The organism is Devosia sp. 63-57, from assembly GCF_001899045.1.
GTDB lineage: Bacteria > Pseudomonadota > Alphaproteobacteria > Rhizobiales > Devosiaceae > Devosia > Devosia equisanguinis.
The window spans coordinates 2,140,830-2,160,256 of the sequence record NZ_MKUY01000005.1; the positions used below are offsets into that span (position 1 = coordinate 2,140,830).

A 19,427-nucleotide genomic window follows, 5' to 3' on the forward strand; every position below is an offset into this window, starting at 1 on the left:
ATGGAGTGCGGTTCATGACCCTTTCTCACCAATTGCTCGCAGCGGGGCTGGACCTGGGTTATGGCGACCTCAAGATCGTCTCTGCCCTCGACCTCACAGTGCCGCCGGGTAAGCTGACAGTGATCGTCGGTGCCAATGCCTGCGGAAAGTCGACCCTGCTGCGCGGTCTGGCGCGCCTCCTGGCCCCCAGCCGCGGCGCCGTCTATCTTGATGGCAAGCCCATCCACCAGATGCCCACCCGCGACGTTGCCACCGTCCTCGGTGTCCTGCCGCAATCCCCGGTGGCCCCCGACGCCATTGTCGTGGCCGATCTCGTCGGCCGTGGCCGCTATCCGCATCAGGGCTGGTTCCGCCGCTGGACTCCCGAGGACGACGCCGCCGTCGCCGAGGCCCTGGCCGCAACCGATACCGCCGAACTGGCCGATCGTCCCGTTGATGAACTCTCCGGCGGCCAGCGCCAGCGCGTCTGGATCGCCATGGCCCTGGCGCAGCAGACCGACCTCCTGCTGCTCGACGAGCCCACCACTTTCCTCGACATCAACCACCAGGTCGAAGTGCTCGACCTGCTGACCGACCTGGTCAGGAATCGCGGCCGCACCGTCGTCGTCGTGCTGCACGACCTCAACCTCGCCTGCCGCTACGCCGATCACATCGTCGCCATGAAATCCGGCACCATCGTCGCCGAAGGCCGCCCCGCCGACGTCATGACCGAAGCGGTCGTCGCCAACGTCTTCGGCATGGCCTCCCGCATCGTCCTCGACCCCATCTCCGCCACCCCCCTAATCCTCCCCATCGGCCGCCACCACGTGGAAAGGGCAGTGACAGGGGAACGGGCGGGGTGAGGGTCGATCTGCACGAGGGCCAGAGTCCTACAAGAAAGTGCAGTGACGGGGGAATGGGTGGTGTGGGGGGGAAACGTTAGCGGCAATCGTCGAGCAATGTGCCGGGTACCTCATACAGAAGTACGCCGCCGACATCCTTGAGCGGCACGAGGTCAACCAACTGATGCACGGCTAGCATCTGGGAGTCGTCTGCAGATACCGCGAGAAGTGCCGGTTCCGGCTTGCAGTAGCGGCTGGGCCGACTAAGCCATTCATACCGTATGAGGCCACCGCGATCTACGGCAATCGGCGCGGCCGCTACGGCGTTGGGGGCGAAGAACTCATAGGGCATCGTGTTGGCGAAAGAACCATAGAAGGTGACAGGTTGCGGGAGCGCCTGTGTTTCGATGGTGTCTTCCAGTGCCACGAGCAGCGCGTTTGCCCACTCAGTCCGCATCAAATATCGGTCGCGAAATTGCGGTGAAAGAACAAATAGCGTGACTGATGAACCGATCAGGATCGTTGCTGTTGCCGCCACAAGTGCGTAACGGCGCCGCTCGGCGAGGAGTACGAGGACAGCGGCCTTTAGCGCTACAAGTCCGAACAGATAGTGCCGCACATCGATGTTCAACCTGGAATAGCTAACCAGTACAACGCCGATTGCTATTGAAACCACCGCCGAAACGCCCATTGCCACCCACAGCGCCGGCAGCGCAGCTCGATCGGTTAGGATTCTAAGTGCGACCTTTGCAACTAAGACGAGCATCGCGACCAGTACAAAAGCAAGCAGCAACTTGGCTGCAAAGACCGGTAGAGCGCCGCTGAGAATCGGCGCGTTCTGCAGTCCGTCCATCCCCACATAGCGATTGATGAAGATTATGGCCTGCTCCGAGAGCCGCTGTATCGCATTGTCAGCGTCGAACACGAGGTCATTGCCGACACCAACTGGCCGCACTCCGGTCAAACGGTTCGCAACCCCACCCACGGCGACACTTGCAAGCATTGCCAGTCCTGCGCGGCGAAGCGTTTGCAGTTGGCTGCTCTGAAAGTACATGACCGCGGCCACGCTCAGGAGTGCGACGAACAAGATCGCCCCGCGGGGCGGGGAGTCGCATGTCACTAAAGCAACACAAGAGAAGAGGACCAGTGCCGCCGAGTTTCGCCAAGGCGGAACGAAGAGGCTATGCAATGCAATAACTGAAATGATCGAGAGGGTAACACTCTGGAGGTGCGACTGCTGACCGATCATGAAGTCATACTCGGTATAGCCAATTGGGAAGAGGACCAGCAACGCAACCAAAATTGCCTTGCCGGTCGAAAATCTAGAAAGCCTTGCAAGTGCTTGAGAAAGCGCAAGAAAGCAAATCGATATGGCTACGGAGCACGCTACGGCATAAGCAGTATAGACATCTTCGACAAAAATCAGGGTTATGGCGACGAGCCATTGGGGCCGAAGAAAGATTAGGTCGTTTCCATAATAAAAATCTTTTGGAAACAGTTGTCCGCTGTCTCGAATGGCCCCGGCAAGCGTGATTGGCAGCGCCAAGTCGCCGTGATAAAAATGGCGAAAGAAAAAAATAAAAAATAACATCGAGGCTGCGAAGGCCAGGATGGTCGATGCGGCATAAGGAAATTTATTCAATTTCATTCGGTCACTTCCTCGACAATAAAGCGAGGACGTTTCTTTACTTCCATATAGATTTTTCCAACATACTCTCCCAATACGCCTATAGAGAGCAGTTGCAGGCCACCTAAGAGCAGTATTGGTAGAAGGGTAGAGGCCCAGCCCGGTACCACTTGGCTCGGCACAACAACGCGCTGGATGACCACATAAAGTCCGAGAAGGGCGGTCCCGAGAAAGACGAAGGCGCCGACGGCTGCGATAAGGCGCAGCGGAACGACTGAAAATGACGTAATGCCGTCAATAGCCAGCCGCAGCATTTTCCCGGCTGTATATTTGGTCGTGCCCTGTTCGCGGGCCTTGCGGGCATAGGGCACCAGCACCACGGAAAACCCGATGGTGGGAATTAGGCCCCGGAGGAATAGGTTCACCTCCTGATGTTGCAACAACGCCTCGAGCGCAGTTCGGGACATCAACCTAAAGTCGGCGTGATTTTCTATGATATTGACGCCAAGAAGCGTCAGCACACGATAGTAGGCATTAGCGGTGCTGCGTTTTAATGTGGAGTCTGAACTGCGGTCGGTTCTCACGCCGAGGGCAAGGTGCGCGCCGGCTTCATAGGCGGTGAGCATATCCTTGATCGCCATGATGTCGTCCTGCAAGTCTGCGTCCATAGTTATCACGACATCGCCACCAGCATGCGTCAGGCCAGCAAGCATGGCTGCCTGGTGACCAAAGTTCCGTGCAAGCTTGAGGCCTCTGATCTCCGTATTGGTCTCCGATAGGCCTTGGATCGTATTCCAGGTCTGATCCTTGCTCCCATCATCAATAAGCGTGATGCGGAACGAGGAAAGCCGATTGTCGTCGCTTTTTACCAGATCCCGAAAGAACGAGATCAAGACTGGGATTGTGCTGGGGAGCGCTTCCTCTTCGTGGAAGCAGGGAATGACGATTTCCGCAGCGTAGGATGTCTTCATTGTGCTCATGTTTCAGATGGCTGCCGACCTGCTGCGCCAGATTGCGGTCACAGCGCGATCTGGATGCCATCCCAGACGCTGGACGGGCGGGAAAACCGCTTCTTGCACCTTAGAGAGGCAAGAGAGCCTACGCCATGGAATCAAGACGCTGCGAAAAGTCGAAAATTAGCGGGCAATGGATGTTAACAAGTGCGGGTTCAGATGTCAGCATATGCGCGAGATGGCAAGCAAAAAACCGATTCAGATATAGCGTATTGTCTATCTATTTCATGATTGGCAGGCAGAGATTGTTCGCTGGGAAAAAATTCCCGCGTACATCAGGGCGGTCTGGTAAAACTACTAAGTGCGCGTTGTGAAATTTTGTTTCAGGCCTGCCTGCCAGTCAGTTCGGTGGCACCCTGCCTATTTTCGTCGGCGCAGATTCCGAGTCACGCGCATCGGGAGTGAACAGTGCGCTCGATGCTGTTTCTTGCAGGTAAGGGGGAATCGGCGCGCCGCAGTTATGGGCCGCTCTTCCTGCACCCCTATGCGTCACTCCGTCGGTTGAGAAATGATCTATGAGCCGTCGAGTTGGCACGGAGACGCCATGCTGCTTCAGATTGCTTGCGGGTCGCAGAAATATCTTACGTTGCTGAATGCATGTGCGCGTTCAGATTTCGTTCATAATGCGGTCATGTAGGGGATTTGATTTGGTACGCCCAAGGGGAATCGAACCCCTGTTTACGCCGTGAGAGGGCGTCGTCCTGACCGCTAGACGATGGGCGCACAATCTATCGCCTTTGTCTCCAACCGCCAAAAAGCGGGAGGAGTGGTACGCCCTAGGGGAATCGAACCCCTCTCTGCACCGTGAAAGGGTGCCGTCCTAACCGATAGACGAAGGGCGCATCAGCGCGATGGCTGTCGTATAGTTGGGCTCTTCACGCGACGCAACCCATTTCGTTGTTTCGCATCATTTTTTTCAACAGCCTGAGAAGGTGACCGGTCGATTATAGCCGCGCGGCCGGTCGCGAACATCGACGTGAATGAAGGTTCTGCCGGGGTAACAGCCCAATCCGCCTACGCCATTGGTGCGCATGGCGAATTCGATCAGCCGCGACTTATCCACACCCGGGATGTAGAAGTCCGCCGCCATGCACTTCATATGGTAGGAATTGTCGGCGCCGCCAGCGGCCGAATTGTTATGCGTGTCGCGATAGCCCGACTGCATCACCACCTTTTTCCCGAAATGCCCCTCGAATTCCCAGATCAGGAATCGCAGTTTCGGCGTCAGGCAAAACGCATTCACCGATTTGGACGAGACATAGGTGCCCCAATCCGAGCGCAGCCCGGAATAGGACGGGCCGCTGCCGCTGGCGAACATGGCCATAGGCACGCAGGCCGTGAGTGTGGCTGCCGTAACGAGAGTGGCAATGGCGGAGCGGAGCAGGGAGGGCATGGCGACTTTCCCGAGGCCGGATGTGGCGCGCGCGCAACAGGCAATGGGCCGTGGTTCTGGTCGCTAAAATTAGAACTGTTTCGCTAACCGCCCGCTAAGCGGCACGGTTAGCGTTTGCTTAATGACGCAATTTGCGCCGGCCGGGGCCTACCAGCTGCCGGTATTGGGCATGGACGCCCATGGCTCCTGCGGGTCGAGGCGGCCATCCTGGATCAGTTCGATGGAGATTCCGTCCGGAGAGCGAACAAAGGCCATGTGGCCATCGCGCGGCGGGCGGCTGATGGTGACTCCCATCCCCTGCAGATGCGCGCAGAGCGCGTAAATGTCCTTTACCCGGTAAGCGAGGTGGCCAAAATTTCGGCCTCCGCCATAGGTCTCGGGGTCCCAGTTATAAGTCAGCTCAACTTCGCCGCCCTCGTCGCCGGGAGCGCGCAGGAAGATGAGCGTGTAGCGGCCCTTCTCGTTTTCGGAGCGGCGCACTTCTTCGAGGCCGAGCCCGTCGCGGTAAAAGCGCAGGCTGTCCTCGATATTGGTGATCCGCACCATGGTGTGCAGGTATTTCATAGCTTTCTCCTCGATTAGGCTGGGTGCAGAAGGGGGTAACAAGGCTTTCCCAAGCGAGCAACGCCGCAGTGGCGATGCAGTGCCAACTATTTCGAAAGACCTTCTTAACTTTTCAGCCTGAATCGGCCAGAGTGATTCACGAGTGTGAGGAGTACCCGCGGTCGCAGCGGGCGCGTATGAGAAGGCGTTGCAATGGGGGCCAAGATCAACGGCGAGGGCGGTGAGTCCGACAGCCTGTCCATGGAGACTGGGCCGGATCACCATGAAAGCGGCAATGCCGCCGGCAGCCAGCAATCGCTCGATACGATCGAGATTTCAGGCTCCATCAAGTGGTTCGACGCTGGCAAGGGCTTCGGTTTCATCGTGCCGGACAATGGCATGGCCGATGTACTGCTGCATGTCACCTGTCTGCGCCGCGACGGCTATCAGACGGCCTATGAAGGTGCGCGCATCGTTGTCGAGGCGTTGAACCGCCCTGGCGGGTTGCAGGCCTTCCGCATCGTCTCTATGGACGAATCCACCGCGCGCCACCCCTCCCAAATGCCCGCACCGCGGACCCATGTCGTGGTGGAAGCCAGTTCCGGCATGGTGCGGCTCGAGGTGAAGTGGTTCAACCGCATTCGCGGCTTCGGCTTCCTGTCGGCCGGCGAAGGCACTCCGGACATCTTCGTGCATATGGAGACGCTGCGTCGCTTCGGAATTACCGAGCTCCGCCCGGGCCAGTTCGTGCTGGTCCGCTACGGCAATGGCCCCAAGGGCCTTATGGTCGCCGAAATTCGACCTGATGGTTGGGGTGAGGCGCCATCCTCGCATTGATGGCGATGCGCTTGCGCTGCCTGTCATTTTCGGCACCGGCACTAGCTGGGAGCCACCACGACCTTGAGGATAAACCCGCCGTGAGCAGCACTTCTGTTTCCACTTCATCCCCGTTTGCCGGGATGCGCCTCCTGCGGTCCTTGGGCGCGGCTGGGGTGGCGCTCCTGGTGGCCATGCCTTTGGCGGCCTGCAGCGACGAAAGCCGTCTGGTCCTCAAAACCGCTTCCGGCGATCATACATTCACGGTCGAAGTGGTTGATACGCCGGAATCGCGGGCGCGTGGGCTCATGTATCGGCAGGAATTGGCCGATGACGCCGGCATGCTGTTCGACTTCCAGTCTGAGCACCCCGTGTCGTTCTGGATGCAGAACACCTTCATTCCGCTCGACATGATCTTCATTGGGGCCGATGGATTGGTGAAGACCATTTATGTCAATGCGCGGCCGCACGACACCACCTCGATACCCTCACAGGTGCCGGTGCAATATGTGCTGGAGATTCCGGGCGGCCGTAGTGAGGAAATTGGCCTTGAGCCCGGCGATCGCGTCGAGCATGTGCGGATCAAGCCAGCAAACTGAACCGCTTTTCGCGAGCAAATACGCTGTTGGCCCTTGCTCCACGGGCTTGGTCAGATGCGCGCTACGATCATGCAGTCGATAACCGCCCACAGGTGCAGGCTGGCGCCGGCGACGACGCAGACATGCCACAAGGCATTCTGGAAGCGCAGCTTTTCCCAGAGATGGAAGATGATGCCGGCCGAATAGGTGACGCCACCCGCCAGCAATAGCCACAGCGTCGTGGCTGGCAGCACAGCGGCCAGCGACTGAAAGACGAGAACGCCGCTCCAGCCGATGGCCAGGTAAAGCACGATGGCAAGACGCCCAAATCGTTGCGGCATGATAAGTTTGAGGGCCACGCCAACCAGGGAGGCGCCCCAAACCAGGCTCATCATGACGGTGCCGACCGGCGTACCGCCGATGACAGCCAGAAATGGCGTGTACGACCCGGCAATGAACAGGAAAATGGCAGCCTGATCGAGCCGCGCCAAATGGCGTTTGATCGGCGAAACCGGCCAGAGATTGTAAGCCAGCGACACCCCGAGCACGACGATCAAGGTGCTGACATAGACCAACAGTGCCGGAAATGCCTCTGGCGCGGTGTGCAGCAGGGTCAGGGTCAGCAGGATGGATCCCGCGGCCACAGCCACGACCAGGCCCAGAATATGCACCGCAGCGTCGACGACGAGTTCTGCGACGGTGAACGGCCGCTGCTCGCGGCTCCACCAGGAATAGGATTGTGGTTTGCTGGTAATGGTCATGGCACTCTCCCTAGCCGCATCGTGTGGCGGAGAAATGACCAGTTCCTTGCCGGGGGCCCTCGAAAAGCGGTGACGGTAAAGCCGCGCCCAACAATCCTGGTGAACAACAGCTTGTTGTTCGCGCCAAGTGCTTGACGCGTAACGCTGCGCTTACTTTAACCGCTGGGATGAGCAGGAAATCCAAAGCCCCGATCGACGTCTTTTCCGCACTGGCCGACGCGACGCGTTGCCAGATTGTCGAGATCTTACGCGACGGGCCCGTGCCCGTTCACGAATTGGCCGAGCGTTTCCCAATCAGCCGCCCGGCCATCTCTCGCCACCTGCGCGTCCTGAAAGCGGCGGGTCTGGTCACCGAAGTGAAAAAGGGGCGAGAAAATTTCTACGCCTTCCAGCGCGGCCGCATTGCTGGTGCCGAGCGCTGGCTTGTCGCGATTTCGACCGCTCCACAAAAGCCTGGTGCCCACGCGAGCGAAGAAAAGGCGGCTCCCAATCGGAATGGGGCCAAGATCGCCGGAAAGAAAGCAAAGCCGGCCCGGCCGGAGCCAGCAGCGCCGCTGTCGGTAACCAAGACGAAAAAGCCCAGGCCTGAGCTAGAGCCCGCCCTGAACCAGATGGGTTTTGATTTTTAGCACTGCCCCCGCACGCTAAACGCGCGTCGTCAGAGAGTGGCGTCCGGAAGTTTGCGCTTAGAGCATCGGTGCGGGCAGGGGGTCGATCATCGACATCGCGTGCTCGTCGGGTTCGAACATGGTTTCGACGGCGCGCTGAAAGTCGGACGGCGTCCACATGATATGGCTGGGATTAAGCCGCGCCTCCACGGCCCCCAGGGCTGCGCGCGCACCCAAGGCGATCGGGCGGATCTGATAGCCGGTGACCTTTGAGGCAGCAAGGGCCGCAGAAATATCCTTGCGTTGGTCGCCGATATACCAGACCACGTCAGAGCGTCGCAGTTCCCGCCCGATATCGCCAAGTGCCGTAACGATGGAGTCGGGCCAGGGCTTGCCGCGCGGGACATCCTCGCGAAACACGCATTTGGAGAAGTACTTGCGCAGGTCGAAGGCATCGATCACGTCGTGGCCATAGCCGCGCCCAAGCCCATTGCTGACCAGGCCCAGTGTTACGCCTTCGGCCTTCAAGCGCTCGAGCGTCTCGCGCATGGCTTCGCATGGCAGCAGCATCTGCTCGACCGACTTGCGCCGCACTTTGTGAATGGCTTTGTGCACCAAAAGCTTGGGAGCCTTGGCCGGAGCAACGCTCATATTGCGGCGGCGCAGGCGGAAACGTGCGACCAGTCGGCCGCCCCGGTGCGAACAATCGTCCAGGAATTCCAGCATCTGCAGCACCCGCGGATTGACGTGGTGCACCAATGTTCCATCGAGATCAAAGAGAACGATGGTCGGTCGCTTCGCGTGTAAAGCCAGTGGATCAGCCCCCGTTTGTGGCAGCAAAGTGGCGCAAAACACCATCGAGGGCAAGCGCGCCGGGCCGCAAGAAGCCTTTACCCCAGGATTTCCGCGACTTTTCACGGGTCGGCATGACCAGCCTCGGAGACATCCAAGAACGGCGGTCGCGAATCGGTATGTGAGGAGAGGGTGGCGATCCCGACAGGATTCGAACCTGTGACCAACAGCTTAGAAGGCTGCTGCTCTATCCAGCTGAGCTACGGGACCGTTGCTGATATTTGCGGGTTTCCTTTAGCGCATTTTGGCGCAAAGAAAACCGCAAATGCCGCTGACGTGCCCGGTAGCTTGCGAATTCGCTAGGCGCTGGCAAGCTCGGCAGGGCGGCCGGTGCTTTCGCGGGCAATCAGTTCGGACTGCAACACGATCCGCAGGGGCGTGCCATTGCCCTGCCGCCCTTCGATCAGGTCTATCAGGGCCTCCGCAGCCATCTTTCCCAAGGTTTCGCGCGGCTGGCGCATGGTTGAAAGCGGCGGTGAGTAATGCGGCGCGACGCCGAGATCATCGAATCCGATCACGGAAATGTCGCGAGGGCACAAGATGCCGTGACGGCGGAGGCCGGAGAGAAAACCTATGGCGGATTCGTCATTGGCGGCAAAAACAGCGGTCGGCCTGTCGGCCAAGGTCATGTAGCGCGCCGAGGCGGCAAATCCACTATCCATCTCGAAACTGCCGCGAAACACCCATTCGGGTGCAATTGGCAGGCCCTCGCGATTCATGGCGCGGTTAAAACCGGCCAAGCGGTCACGCGCGACAACGTTCTGCTCGGGCCCGAAAATATGACCGATGCGGCGGTGCCCCAGCTCGATGAGATGCCTGGTGGCGCGCTCGGCCGCCTGGACATTGTCGGTCACCACCGTGTGAAAACCGGAATTGGGAATGTCTTCGCAGGCGACCACGAGGGGCACGGAGTAGGGGGCCGAAGTGATAACCCGCAGGTCGTCGGCGTTCAGCGAGCCATCGAGCAGCAATAGCCCGTCGGCCCTGTTGGAGAGCAGGTAGTCCTGCAGTCGTGTAGCCTGGTGGCCGAAATAGAGGTTGGCCACCAGCATGCCGTAGCCGCGCGCCGTCACCTCACGCTCGATGGCATCGAGGATCGACGAGAAGAAAGGATTGCGTATATCGGGCAGCGCAACGAGGATGGTGCGCGCCGAACGCTGGCGCAGCGACCGGGCTGTCTGGTTAAGCGTGTAACCGGTTACACGGACCGCCTCCGAAACACGGGCACGTGTGCCATCACTTACCCTCTCTGGCGAAGACAGGGCGCGACTGACCGTGGCGGTGGATACCCCCGCTGACCGCGCAACATCTTGAATCGTCGGCGTTTTTCGCTCTGGACGCACGCTGTCAGCGCCCCCTCTCGCCGCCAGTTATGCAATCTGTCTAAATCGATCTTGACATGTCCGCAAGACGTGTATGAAACTCCTGAAATCGATTGCACAACCTGTTTAGGCGGTCTATGCAATCGATTACACCGCGTTGCAGTCTTGCGCCTGAGGAAGGTTAGGGTTGCAGCGGGTGCATCGCTGGGGCGAATGCCCCTCGTGTTCGTTGGGAGGACAACCTATGAAAAAGTTTGCAGTGGTTGCCACATTGGCAACTGCTTTCCTCGGCTCAACCGCCGTTTTCGCAACCGACCTCGAAGTCACCCATTGGTGGACTTCCGGTGGTGAAGCTGCTGCCGTTGCCGAACTGGCCAAGGCATTCGACGCTTCGGGTGACAAGTGGATCGACGGCGCTATAGCCGGCGGTGGTGGCACTGCCCGCCCGATCATGATCAGCCGCATCACCGGTGGTGATCCGATGGGTGCAACCCAGTTCAACCACGGCCAGCAGGCCCTGGAACTGGTTGAAGCCGGGCTGATGCTCGACCTGACCGACGTCGCCGAAGCCAACAACTGGAAGGAAGTGATCTATCCGCCTTCCCTGTTGGACGCTTGTACCGTCGATGGTCGCGTCTATTGCGCTCCGGTGAACATCCACTCGCCCGAATGGCTCTGGCTGTCGAACAAGGCATTTGAGGATGCCGGCATTCCCGTCCCGACCAACTGGAACGAATTCGTTGCTGCAGGGCCTGCACTCGAAGCGGCAGGCAAGATCCCGCTGGCACTGGGTAACCAGCCCTGGCAGTCGGCCACCGCTTTCGGTGCCATCGCGATTGGCGTTGCCGGTCTCGATGTCTGGAAGCAGGTCAACATTGAAAAGAACATGGACGTTGCCGCTGGTCCGGAATACGCCGCAGTCTTCCAGGCTGTCGCCGACGCCCGCGCGCTGGCTGCCAATTCCAACGTCCAGGACTGGAACCAGGCCACCAACCTCGTGATCACCGGCGAAGCCGGCGGCCAGATCATGGGTGACTGGGCTCAGGGTGAATTCCAGGTTGCCGGTCAGGTTGCTGGTGAAGACTATACCTGTCTGCCGGGTCTGGGCCTTAATGCCTACCTGTCGACCGGTGGTGATGCCTTCTACTTCCCCAAGCTCAACGATCCCGAGAAGGAAGCCGCCCAGAAGCGTCTTGCCGCTCTGCTCGTCTCGCCTGAAGTCCAGGTTGCGTTCAACCTGAAGAAGGGCTCCCTGCCGATCCGTGGTGACGTCGATCTCGGCGCCGCGAATGACTGCATGAAGAAGGGTCTGGAACTGCTCGCTTCCGGCAACATCCTGCCGTCGGGTGACATGGTCTGGTCGCCGGACGTCCAGAAGCAGAACGAAGACCTGATGGTCGAATTCTGGAATTCTGACATGGCTCCGGAAGTCGCTCACCAGCAGTGGGTCGCCAACCTGAAGTCGGGTCTCTAATTCCGAACTAGCGCCGGGGCCAATCCTCAAACGGATTGGCCCCGGCTTTGTCTATTTGGGGCTTAGGAGCGCACGGTGGCAGGTTTGCATCCCGCACGATTGTTCAAAAATATAAACGCCAAGATCGCGGCCATTCCGATGGTTTTCACCGCGCTGGTGGTTTTTTTAGGCGGTACGCTCTGGACCGTCGTCTATTCGTTTACCAACTCGAAACTGCTGCCGCGGACGACCTTTGTCGGCTTTGAGCAATATGAGCGTTTGTGGGCCACCAGCCGTTGGGTTGTGTCGATCCAGAACCTCTTGCTGTACGGCGTTTTCAGTCTTGTCTTCACCATCGGCATTGGTTTCCTGCTGGCCGTACTCATGGATCAGAAGATCCGCTTCGAGGACGCCTTCCGCACCGTCATGCTCTATCCATTCGCCCTCTCGTTCATCGTGACGGGTCTGGTCTGGCAGTGGATTCTCAATCCGCAGTTCGGCATCCAGCACATTGTGCGCGGCTTCGGGCTAGAATGGTTTACCTTCGATCCCCTGAACAACCCGCAGACGGTGATGTTCGGCCTGCTCATTGCCGGTCTCTGGCAGGGCACGGGCTTTGTCATGTGCCTGATGCTCGCCGGTTTGCGCGGCATTGATGAGGAAATCTGGAAGGCGGCGCGTGTCGATGGCATTCCGCGCTGGAAGGTTTACCTCTTCATCATCATTCCGATGATGCGTCCGGTATTCATCACCACCCTAGTGATCGTCGCGTCCGGCATCATCCGCCTCTACGATCTGGTGGTCGCGCAGACCTCCGGTGGTCCCGGCAATGCCAGCCAGGTCCCCGCCATGTATGTCTATGACTACATGTTCCAGGCCCAGAACCTCGCACAGGGCTTCGCCGCATCCTCCATGATGCTGCTCTCGGTGCTCATCGTGCTCATTCCGTGGGCCTACCTCGAATTCGGAGGCAAGAAGCGTGGCTGATCTCACTGCATCTTCAGCGCCCGCGACCGCACAAGCGTCGTCCGCCGCGTCTGCTATGAACGGCCCGCGCGGGGCCAAGCCGAAGCGCCGCCTCTCGCCGCGCAATATCATGCTCTATGGCACGCTGTTCGTGGTCTGCGTCTATTATGCGCTGCCGCTCTGGGTCATGATCATGACCTCGCTCAAGGGCATGCCGGAAATCCGGCTGGGCAATATCTTCTCCCCGCCTGTCGAAGTTACCTTCCAGCCCTGGGTCAAAGCCTGGGCCGAAGCCTGTACAGGCCTCAACTGCGATGGCCTGTCGCGCGGCTTCTGGAACTCGGTGCGCATCACCGTGCCGTCCACCATCATCTCGATCCTGATTGCTTCGGTGAATGGCTACGCGCTGGTCAACTGGAAGTTCAAGGGCTCGGACATCTTCTTCACCATCCTGATCTTCGGCTCTTTCATCCCCTACCAGGTGATGCTCTATCCGATGGTGATCCTGCTGCGTGAACTGGGTGTCTACGGCACCCTGCAGGGTCTGGTCATCGTGCACTCCATCTTTGGCATGCCCATCCTGACATTGTTGTTCCGCAATTACTTCTCGTCATTGCCGGAAGAACTCTTCAAGGCGGCGCGTGTGGACGGGGCAGGGTTCTGGGGCATCTACTTCCGCATCATGCTGCCGATGTCGATCCCGATCTTCGTCGTCGCCGTCATTCTGCAGGTTACCGGCATCTGGAACGACTTCCTGTTCGGCGTGGTGTTTACCAAGCCCGAACTCTACCCGATGACGGTGCAGCTCAATAACATCGTGAACTCGGTCCAGGGTGTGAAGGAATACAATGTGAACATGGCAGCGACGGTTCTCACCGGGCTGGTGCCGCTTTTCGTGTACTTCGTCTCTGGCAGGCTCTTCGTGCGCGGTATTGCCGCCGGTGCCGTGAAAGGCTGAATGAATGGACTACTCAATCCAGGTCAAAAACCTCAAACTCGACTTTGGCTCGGTACATGTGCTCAAGAGCCTTGATCTCGACGTGAGCGAGGGCGAGTTCATCGTTCTGCTCGGCTCGTCGGGTTGCGGCAAGTCGACCCTGCTCAACTGCATCGCCGGCCTGCTCGACATCACCGACGGGCAGATCTTCATCAAGGGCAAGAACGTCACCTGGGCCGAGCCGTCGCAGCGCGGCATCGGCATGGTGTTCCAGTCCTATGCGCTCTATCCGCAGATGACGGTGCGCGGAAACCTCTCCTTCGGCCTGCAGAATGCGCGTATGCCCAAGGACGAGATCGCCAAACGCGTCAAACGCGCCTCCGAGATCCTGCAGATCGAGGCGCTGCTCGATCGTAAGCCGGCGGCCCTCTCCGGTGGCCAGCGCCAGCGTGTGGCTATCGGCCGTGCCCTGGTGCGCGATGTGGACGTCTTCCTGTTCGATGAGCCGCTGTCCAACCTCGACGCCAAGCTGCGCAGCGACCTCCGCGTCGAGATCAAGCGTCTGCACCAGCGCCTCAAGAACACCATGGTCTATGTGACGCATGACCAGGTGGAGGCCATGACGCTGGCTGATCGCATTGCCATCATGCGTGATGGCATGATCCTGCAGCTCGATACCCCGCACGCGGTCTATAACCGGCCGGTCAATCTTTACGTGGCAGGCTTCATCGGTTCGCCGGCGATGAATTTCCTCAAGGGCTCGATTGCCGATGGGTCCTCCGTCGTCAAGCTCGACGGTGTTTCGGTGCCGATGAACAACTACGCCTTCGACAGTAAGCCGACCGACGGACAGAACGTGGTTCTTGGCATCCGGCCCGAGCATATCAGCGTCGGCGCCGATGCGGCCAAGGCGTCGTTCCAGTTCGAAGCCGAAATCGAGATTGTCGAGCCCATGGGCTCCGAGCAACTGGCCTATACCCGCCTTGCGGGTCAGCCCGTAACCATCCGCTGCTCGTCCGATATTCCGATGGAAGCGGGCCAGAAGATCAATCTTGGCTTCGACGTGGCACGTGGCTCGCTCTTCGACGCCACCAGCGAAATGCGGCTCTAGTCGTTCCTTAACCATGGCGGCGCCCCAGGCGGGCGCCGTCGCGTCGTTTGTACGGCAAACCTTACTTTTGCGGTGCTCGGCCTGACCAGAGAGCGCGACAGTTTTTTGCCTGTCGGCTAACTCCATCGGCAGGCAGATGCGGCACCGCATCCCAACCCCGAAAAGAGGCCGAAATGGACTTTTCCTACCAGCTTTACAGTGCACGCAACGAAGCGTCGCTGGATGAAACCCTCAATACCCTGGCCAGCCTGGGTTACAAGCAGGTCGAGGGCTGGGGTGGCCAGTTCGCTGATCCCGCCGCGCTGGCGCAGAGCCTCAAGAATGCAGGCCTTACCATGCCGACCGCCCATATGGGCTACGGCCAGCTCGAAGACACCGATGCCGCGCTGAAGATCGTCGATCAGGTCGGCATTCAGACGGTCTATTGTCCGGCGCCCCCGTCGGAAGCCTTCCGCACCGGCGGTGGCAATTGGCAGGAATTCGGCGAAGGCCTGGCCAAGATTGCCGCCGCCTTCAAGGCCGCCGGCAAGGGCTTCGGCTATCACAATCACCACTGGGAGTTCGCCAAGGATGCCAACGGCAAGACGCCGATGGAACTGATCCTGGACGCCTCGCCCGACACACAGTGGGAAATGGACCTGGCCTGGGTGGTCAAGGCCAGTGAAGATCCGCAGTTCTGGCTGAGCAAGCTGGGCAGCCGCATCACCGCCGTCCACGTCAAGGACATCGCCCCCGCCGGCCAGAATGCTGACGAAGACGGCTGGGCCGACGTTGGTCACGGTACGCTCGACTGGAAGACGCTGATCGCTGACGTCAAGGCCAAGACCCAAGCGAAATATTTCGTGCTTGAGCACGACAAGCCGCTCGACGCCATCCGCTTCGCGCGCCAGTCCATGGACACTCTCAAGAGCTACGGAGTCTAAGCCAATGGCCAAGACCTATGGCGTCGGCATCATGGGTGCCGGCAATATTTCTGCCGCCTATCTCGGCCTTGCGCCCCTGTTCAAGGGCCTCGAGGTGCGTGCCGTGGCCGATATCGTTCCGGAGGCGGCCAAGCGCCGCGCCGACGAATTCAAGGTTGCCGCGCAGACGCCCGACGAATTGCTCAAAAACAGCGAGATCGACGTCATCGTCAACCTCACCGTTCCGGCAGCGCATTATCGCGTCTCGATGGACATCATCTCTGCCGGCAAGCACTCATATTCGGAAAAGCCGTTTGTGCTTTCCGTCGAAGAAGGCCTGTCGCTGAAAAAATCTGCCGACGAGCGCGGTCTCAAGGTCGGTTCGGCGCCCGATACTTTCCTGGGCGGCGCACACCAGCAAGCGCGTGACATCATCGATAGTGGCAAGCTCGGCAAGATCATGAGTGGCACCACGCACGTGATGAGCCGCGGCATGGAGCATTGGCATCCCAATCCGGACTTCTTCTTCCAGCCCGGCGGCGGCCCGATCCTCGATCTCGGCCCCTACTACATCACCGACCTCGTACACCTGCTTGGGCCAGTGAAGAAGCTTTCCGCGTTCACCAATATGGCGCGCAATGAGCGCGTCGTGACCGCCGAAGGCCCGAACAAGGGCAGCATCATCAAGGTTGGCACTCCGACCACCATCCACGGCATTCTCGAGTTCCACAATGGCGCCATCGTCACCATCGGCGCCAGCTGGGACGTGGCGGCGCATGGCCACCACAATATTGAGCTCTATGGCACGGATGGCTCGATCTTCGTACCCGATCCGAATTTCTTCGGTGGCGATCTCGTCACCGCGGCTCTCGATGGCACCCGTACGCTGGTGGCCGCATGGGATCACCCCTTCGGCAAGCCGAACCAGGGTCTCGACCAGCCCAATCCACGTGCCAATTACCGTTGTGCCGGCCTCGCCGACATGATGATTTCGCACGAAACCGGCCAGACCGCGCGTTGTGGTCTCGATGTGGCTTTGCACGTCGTGGAAGTCATGACCGGGCTGCTCAAGGCCGGCGAGACCGGCGAAGTTCTGACCCTGCAGACCACCTGCGAGCGTCCCCGCGCCCTCAATATCGAAGATGCTCGCGCTCTTCTAAAGGCTTGATGGACGTACCTCATTGACAGGCGCTCGGCGCCGGTCAACACTGCTGAATAAAATGTTGGGCGGCGAGCAATCGTCGCCCGACTAGCATGCGGCCCATACGCCGAAATCATAAGAACAAGCCCCGGCAGTGCGGTGTGCGGGGCCTCGAGAGGAGACCTCCCCATGGCCACCACTGTTAAAGGCCCCGCCATTTTCCTCGCCCAGTTCGCGGGCGATCAGGCGCCGTTCGATACGCTCGACAATATTTGCCGCTGGGCTGCCGGCCTGGGCTATAAGGGCGTGCAGATTCCGACTTGGGTTTCGAGCTTCATCGATCTCGAAAAGGCCGCCAATTCCAAGACTTACGCGGACGAAATCAAGGGCATTGTCAACAGCCACGGGCTGGAGATCACCGAGCTTTCGACTCACCTTCAGGGGCAGCTCGTCGCCGTCCACCCCGCTTATGATACGGCGTTCGATGGCTTCGCCCCGGCGTCCGTGCATGGCAACCCGAAAGCCCGCCAGGAATGGGCGGTGCAGACCATGATGAATGCGGCCAAGGCGTCAAAGAACCTTGGCCTTAATGCGCATGCAACCTTCTCCGGTTCGCTGGCATGGCCCTATATCTATCCTTGGCCACAACGCCCGGCGGGCCTGGTCGAAGAGGCATTCGATGAGCTGGCACGCCGCTGGACCCCGATCCTCAATGCCTTCGACGAGGCAGGTGTGGATGTCTGCTACGAAATCCACCCCGGGGAAGACCTTCATGACGGCGTCTCCTACGAGATGTTTCTCGACCGCGTGAAGAACCATCCGCGCGCCAATCTGCTCTACGATCCGAGCCACTTTGTGCTGCAGCAGCTCGACTATCTCGACTACATCGACATCTACAAGGATCGCATCAAGGCCTTCCACGTCAAGGATGCCGAATTCAATCCGACCGGACGCCAAGGCGTCTATGGCGGCTTCCAGTCCTGGGTAAACCGGGCAGGGCGCTTCCGCTCTATCGGCGATGGCCAGGTGGATTTCCCGGCGATCTTTGCCAAGATGGCGGCCAATGACTTCAAGGGCTGGGCCGTGCTCGAATGGGAATGCGCGCTCAAGCATCCCGAAGATGGTGCCCGCGAAGGCGCGGAACTGATCCAGAGCTATATCATCAGGGTCACCGAAAAGGCCTTTGACGACTTTGCGTCCGGCGGCACCGATCAGGCGGCGAACCGCAAGATGCTGGGCCTGAGCTAAGCACCATCAAGGGGATTCACCCCGGCGAATGCCGGGGCCCATCTTGACATGGCGAGATGCATCCCGGCCTCCGCCGGGATGACATCCGCTGCAGGATGAGGTTTGGTACCCAATACGTATCGGGAGAGAAAAATGGCAGAAAACGGCGCAAAGCGCATTCGCTTGGGCATGGTTGGCGGCGGCACTGGAGCTTTTATCGGCTATGTGCACCGCATCGCGGCCCGCCTTGATGGCGATTACGAACTGGTGGCAGGCGCACTGTCGTCGCGCCCCGAAGTGGCCAAGGAATCAGGCAAAAACCTCGGCCTCGCCGACGACCGCATCTACACCTCCTATGAGGAGATGGCCAAGGCAGAGGCGGCGCGACCCGATGGTATCCAGGCGGTCGCCATCGTCACGCCCAACCATATGCATTTCGGCCCGGCAAAGGCCTTCCTCGAAGCCGGCATCCACGTGATCTGCGACAAGCCGATCACCTCGACGCTGGAAGACGCTCGCAAGCTGGCCGAAATCAAGCCGAAGAACGGCGCCAAGTTCCTGCTGACCCACAATTACACGGGCTATCCATTGGTGCGCCAGGCCCGCGAACTGGTTGCCTCCGGTGCACTCGGCAAGATCCGCGTCGTGCAGGTTGAATATCCGCAAGACTGGCTTACCGAAGCGGCCGGCGATGACAACAAGCAGGCCGCATGGCGCACCGACCCGGCCCGTTCCGGCGCCGGCGGTTGTATTGGCGATATCGGCACCCACGCCTACAACCTCGCCCGCTTCGTCACCGGTCTCAAGACCGATTCCGTGTCGGCCGATCTCACTGCTTTTGTGCCGGGCCGTCAGCTCGACGACAATGTGCACATCATGTTGCGTTTCGAGGGTGGCGCCAAGGGCATGCTCTGGGCCAGCCAGGTTGCCGTGGGCAACGAAAACGGCCTGCTGCTGCGCGTTTATGGCGAGAAGGGTGGCCTTGAATGGCGTCAGGACAACCCGAACTACATGTGGTTCACCGAGTTCGGTAAGCCCAAGCAGCTTCTGACCCGTGGTGGTTCGATTTCGGTACCGCCGGCCGCGTCGATGAACGTGCGCATCCCCTCCGGCCACCCCGAAGGTTATCTCGAAGCCTTTGCGACGCTCTATAGCCAGTTCGCCGCCGTCATCCGTGGCGAGGGTGCTGATTACGAAAGCCTCTTGCCCAGCATGGCAGATGGCATCGAAGGCATGCAGTTCATCGTTGCGTCGGTGCAGTCGAGCCAGAACGACAGCAAGTGGACCAAGCTAAGCGCCGTTTAAGCGCTTGTCCCCCGCTCCAATAATGAATGCCCTCCGGCTTTGCCGGGGGGC

Annotated in this window: 19 protein-coding genes and 3 tRNA genes; 12 read left to right on the plus strand and 10 right to left on the minus strand. The window is 59.7% G+C overall.

The annotated features are described in order from the left end of the window. The first annotated feature begins 14 nt into the window (after positions 1 to 14). Positions 15 to 842, plus strand: a complete 828-nt coding sequence (locus tag BGO80_RS18525; RefSeq protein WP_286722888.1) for an ABC transporter ATP-binding protein — start codon at positions 15 to 17, stop codon at positions 840 to 842. A gap of 76 nt (positions 843 to 918) precedes the next feature. On the opposite strand, the gene BGO80_RS18530 is transcribed toward BGO80_RS18525, so the two are convergent. The 6 genes from BGO80_RS18530 to BGO80_RS18555 all read right to left on the minus strand — a co-directional run bounded on the left by BGO80_RS18530 (position 919) and on the right by BGO80_RS18555 (position 5,418). Further along, the gene (locus BGO80_RS18530; RefSeq protein ID WP_286722889.1) at positions 919 to 2,469 is read right to left on the minus strand and encodes a hypothetical protein; all 1,551 of its coding nucleotides are present in this window, start codon (positions 2,467 to 2,469) and stop codon (positions 919 to 921) included. Beyond that, positions 2,466 to 3,419 (minus strand): glycosyltransferase family 2 protein, encoded by a 954-nt coding sequence (locus tag BGO80_RS18535; RefSeq protein ID WP_286722890.1) that lies wholly within the window; start codon positions 3,417 to 3,419, stop codon positions 2,466 to 2,468. Before BGO80_RS18535 ends, BGO80_RS18530 begins: the two co-directional genes overlap by 4 nt. Positions 3,420 to 4,109: 690 nt before the next feature. Then, a tRNA-Glu gene (locus BGO80_RS18540) sits at positions 4,110 to 4,184 on the minus strand. 44 nt (positions 4,185 to 4,228) lie between these two features. Further along, positions 4,229 to 4,303: transfer RNA gene (locus tag BGO80_RS18545), tRNA-Glu, on the minus strand. 74 nt (positions 4,304 to 4,377) lie between these two features. After that, entirely contained in the window at positions 4,378 to 4,854 is a 477-nt protein-coding gene (locus BGO80_RS18550) for a YcbK family protein (RefSeq protein WP_286722891.1), read from the minus strand. 147 nt (positions 4,855 to 5,001) lie between these two features. Next, positions 5,002 to 5,418, minus strand: coding sequence for a VOC family protein (locus BGO80_RS18555; RefSeq protein WP_286722892.1), 417 nt, complete (start codon positions 5,416 to 5,418; stop codon positions 5,002 to 5,004). A gap of 240 nt (positions 5,419 to 5,658) precedes the next feature. On the opposite strand from BGO80_RS18555, the gene BGO80_RS18560 reads away from it, so the two are divergent. Both BGO80_RS18560 and BGO80_RS18565 read left to right on the plus strand, forming a co-directional pair. Further along, positions 5,659 to 6,234, plus strand: coding sequence for a cold-shock protein (locus tag BGO80_RS18560; RefSeq protein ID WP_286723088.1), 576 nt, complete (start codon positions 5,659 to 5,661; stop codon positions 6,232 to 6,234). Between the two features lie 80 nt (positions 6,235 to 6,314). Then, positions 6,315 to 6,812 (plus strand): DUF192 domain-containing protein, encoded by a 498-nt coding sequence (locus tag BGO80_RS18565; RefSeq protein ID WP_286722893.1) that lies wholly within the window; start codon positions 6,315 to 6,317, stop codon positions 6,810 to 6,812. 50 nt (positions 6,813 to 6,862) lie between these two features. On the opposite strand, the gene trhA is transcribed toward BGO80_RS18565, so the two are convergent. Then, the gene (gene trhA, locus BGO80_RS18570; RefSeq protein WP_286722894.1) at positions 6,863 to 7,552 is read right to left on the minus strand and encodes a PAQR family membrane homeostasis protein TrhA; all 690 of its coding nucleotides are present in this window, start codon (positions 7,550 to 7,552) and stop codon (positions 6,863 to 6,865) included. 167 nt (positions 7,553 to 7,719) lie between these two features. Between trhA and BGO80_RS18575 the strand changes: the two genes are divergently transcribed. Then, on the plus strand, positions 7,720 to 8,181 hold the full coding sequence (locus BGO80_RS18575) for an ArsR/SmtB family transcription factor (protein WP_286722895.1): 462 nt from the start codon (positions 7,720 to 7,722) through the stop codon (positions 8,179 to 8,181). A gap of 57 nt (positions 8,182 to 8,238) precedes the next feature. On the opposite strand, the gene BGO80_RS18580 is transcribed toward BGO80_RS18575, so the two are convergent. The 3 genes from BGO80_RS18580 to BGO80_RS18590 all read right to left on the minus strand — a co-directional run bounded on the left by BGO80_RS18580 (position 8,239) and on the right by BGO80_RS18590 (position 10,355). Beyond that, positions 8,239 to 9,018: an HAD hydrolase-like protein gene (locus BGO80_RS18580; protein ID WP_223214271.1), complete on the minus strand. Its 780-nt coding sequence runs from the start codon at positions 9,016 to 9,018 to the stop codon at positions 8,239 to 8,241. Between the two features lie 127 nt (positions 9,019 to 9,145). Beyond that, positions 9,146 to 9,222, minus strand: a tRNA-Arg gene (locus BGO80_RS18585). Between the two features lie 89 nt (positions 9,223 to 9,311). Next, positions 9,312 to 10,355, minus strand: a complete 1,044-nt coding sequence (locus BGO80_RS18590; protein WP_223214262.1) for a LacI family DNA-binding transcriptional regulator — start codon at positions 10,353 to 10,355, stop codon at positions 9,312 to 9,314. 223 nt (positions 10,356 to 10,578) lie between these two features. Between BGO80_RS18590 and BGO80_RS18595 the strand changes: the two genes are divergently transcribed. The 8 genes from BGO80_RS18595 to BGO80_RS18630 all read left to right on the plus strand — a co-directional run bounded on the left by BGO80_RS18595 (position 10,579) and on the right by BGO80_RS18630 (position 19,376). Next, entirely contained in the window at positions 10,579 to 11,808 is a 1,230-nt protein-coding gene (locus BGO80_RS18595) for an ABC transporter substrate-binding protein (RefSeq protein ID WP_126151621.1), read from the plus strand. A 75-nt stretch (positions 11,809 to 11,883) separates the two neighbouring features. Next, on the plus strand, positions 11,884 to 12,774 hold the full coding sequence (locus BGO80_RS18600; RefSeq protein WP_223214261.1) for a carbohydrate ABC transporter permease: 891 nt from the start codon (positions 11,884 to 11,886) through the stop codon (positions 12,772 to 12,774). Between the two features lie 55 nt (positions 12,775 to 12,829). Then, entirely contained in the window at positions 12,830 to 13,711 is an 882-nt protein-coding gene (locus tag BGO80_RS18605) for a carbohydrate ABC transporter permease (RefSeq protein WP_126151620.1), read from the plus strand. Between the two features lie 4 nt (positions 13,712 to 13,715). Then, the gene (locus BGO80_RS18610) at positions 13,716 to 14,801 is read left to right on the plus strand and encodes an ABC transporter ATP-binding protein (RefSeq protein WP_126151619.1); all 1,086 of its coding nucleotides are present in this window, start codon (positions 13,716 to 13,718) and stop codon (positions 14,799 to 14,801) included. A 173-nt stretch (positions 14,802 to 14,974) separates the two neighbouring features. After that, positions 14,975 to 15,724, plus strand: a complete 750-nt coding sequence (locus BGO80_RS18615) for a sugar phosphate isomerase/epimerase family protein (RefSeq protein WP_286722896.1) — start codon at positions 14,975 to 14,977, stop codon at positions 15,722 to 15,724. Between the two features lie 4 nt (positions 15,725 to 15,728). Beyond that, a complete protein-coding gene (locus BGO80_RS18620; RefSeq protein ID WP_286722897.1) occupies positions 15,729 to 16,871 on the plus strand; it encodes a Gfo/Idh/MocA family protein in 1,143 nt (380 codons plus the stop codon). A gap of 162 nt (positions 16,872 to 17,033) precedes the next feature. Further along, positions 17,034 to 18,092 (plus strand): sugar phosphate isomerase/epimerase family protein, encoded by a 1,059-nt coding sequence (locus tag BGO80_RS18625; RefSeq protein ID WP_126151616.1) that lies wholly within the window; start codon positions 17,034 to 17,036, stop codon positions 18,090 to 18,092. Positions 18,093 to 18,224: 132 nt separating this feature from the next. Then, complete coding sequence (locus BGO80_RS18630; RefSeq protein WP_126151615.1) at positions 18,225 to 19,376, plus strand: Gfo/Idh/MocA family protein; 1,152 nt, start codon at positions 18,225 to 18,227, stop codon at positions 19,374 to 19,376. The last annotated feature ends 51 nt before the right edge of the window (positions 19,377 to 19,427 follow it).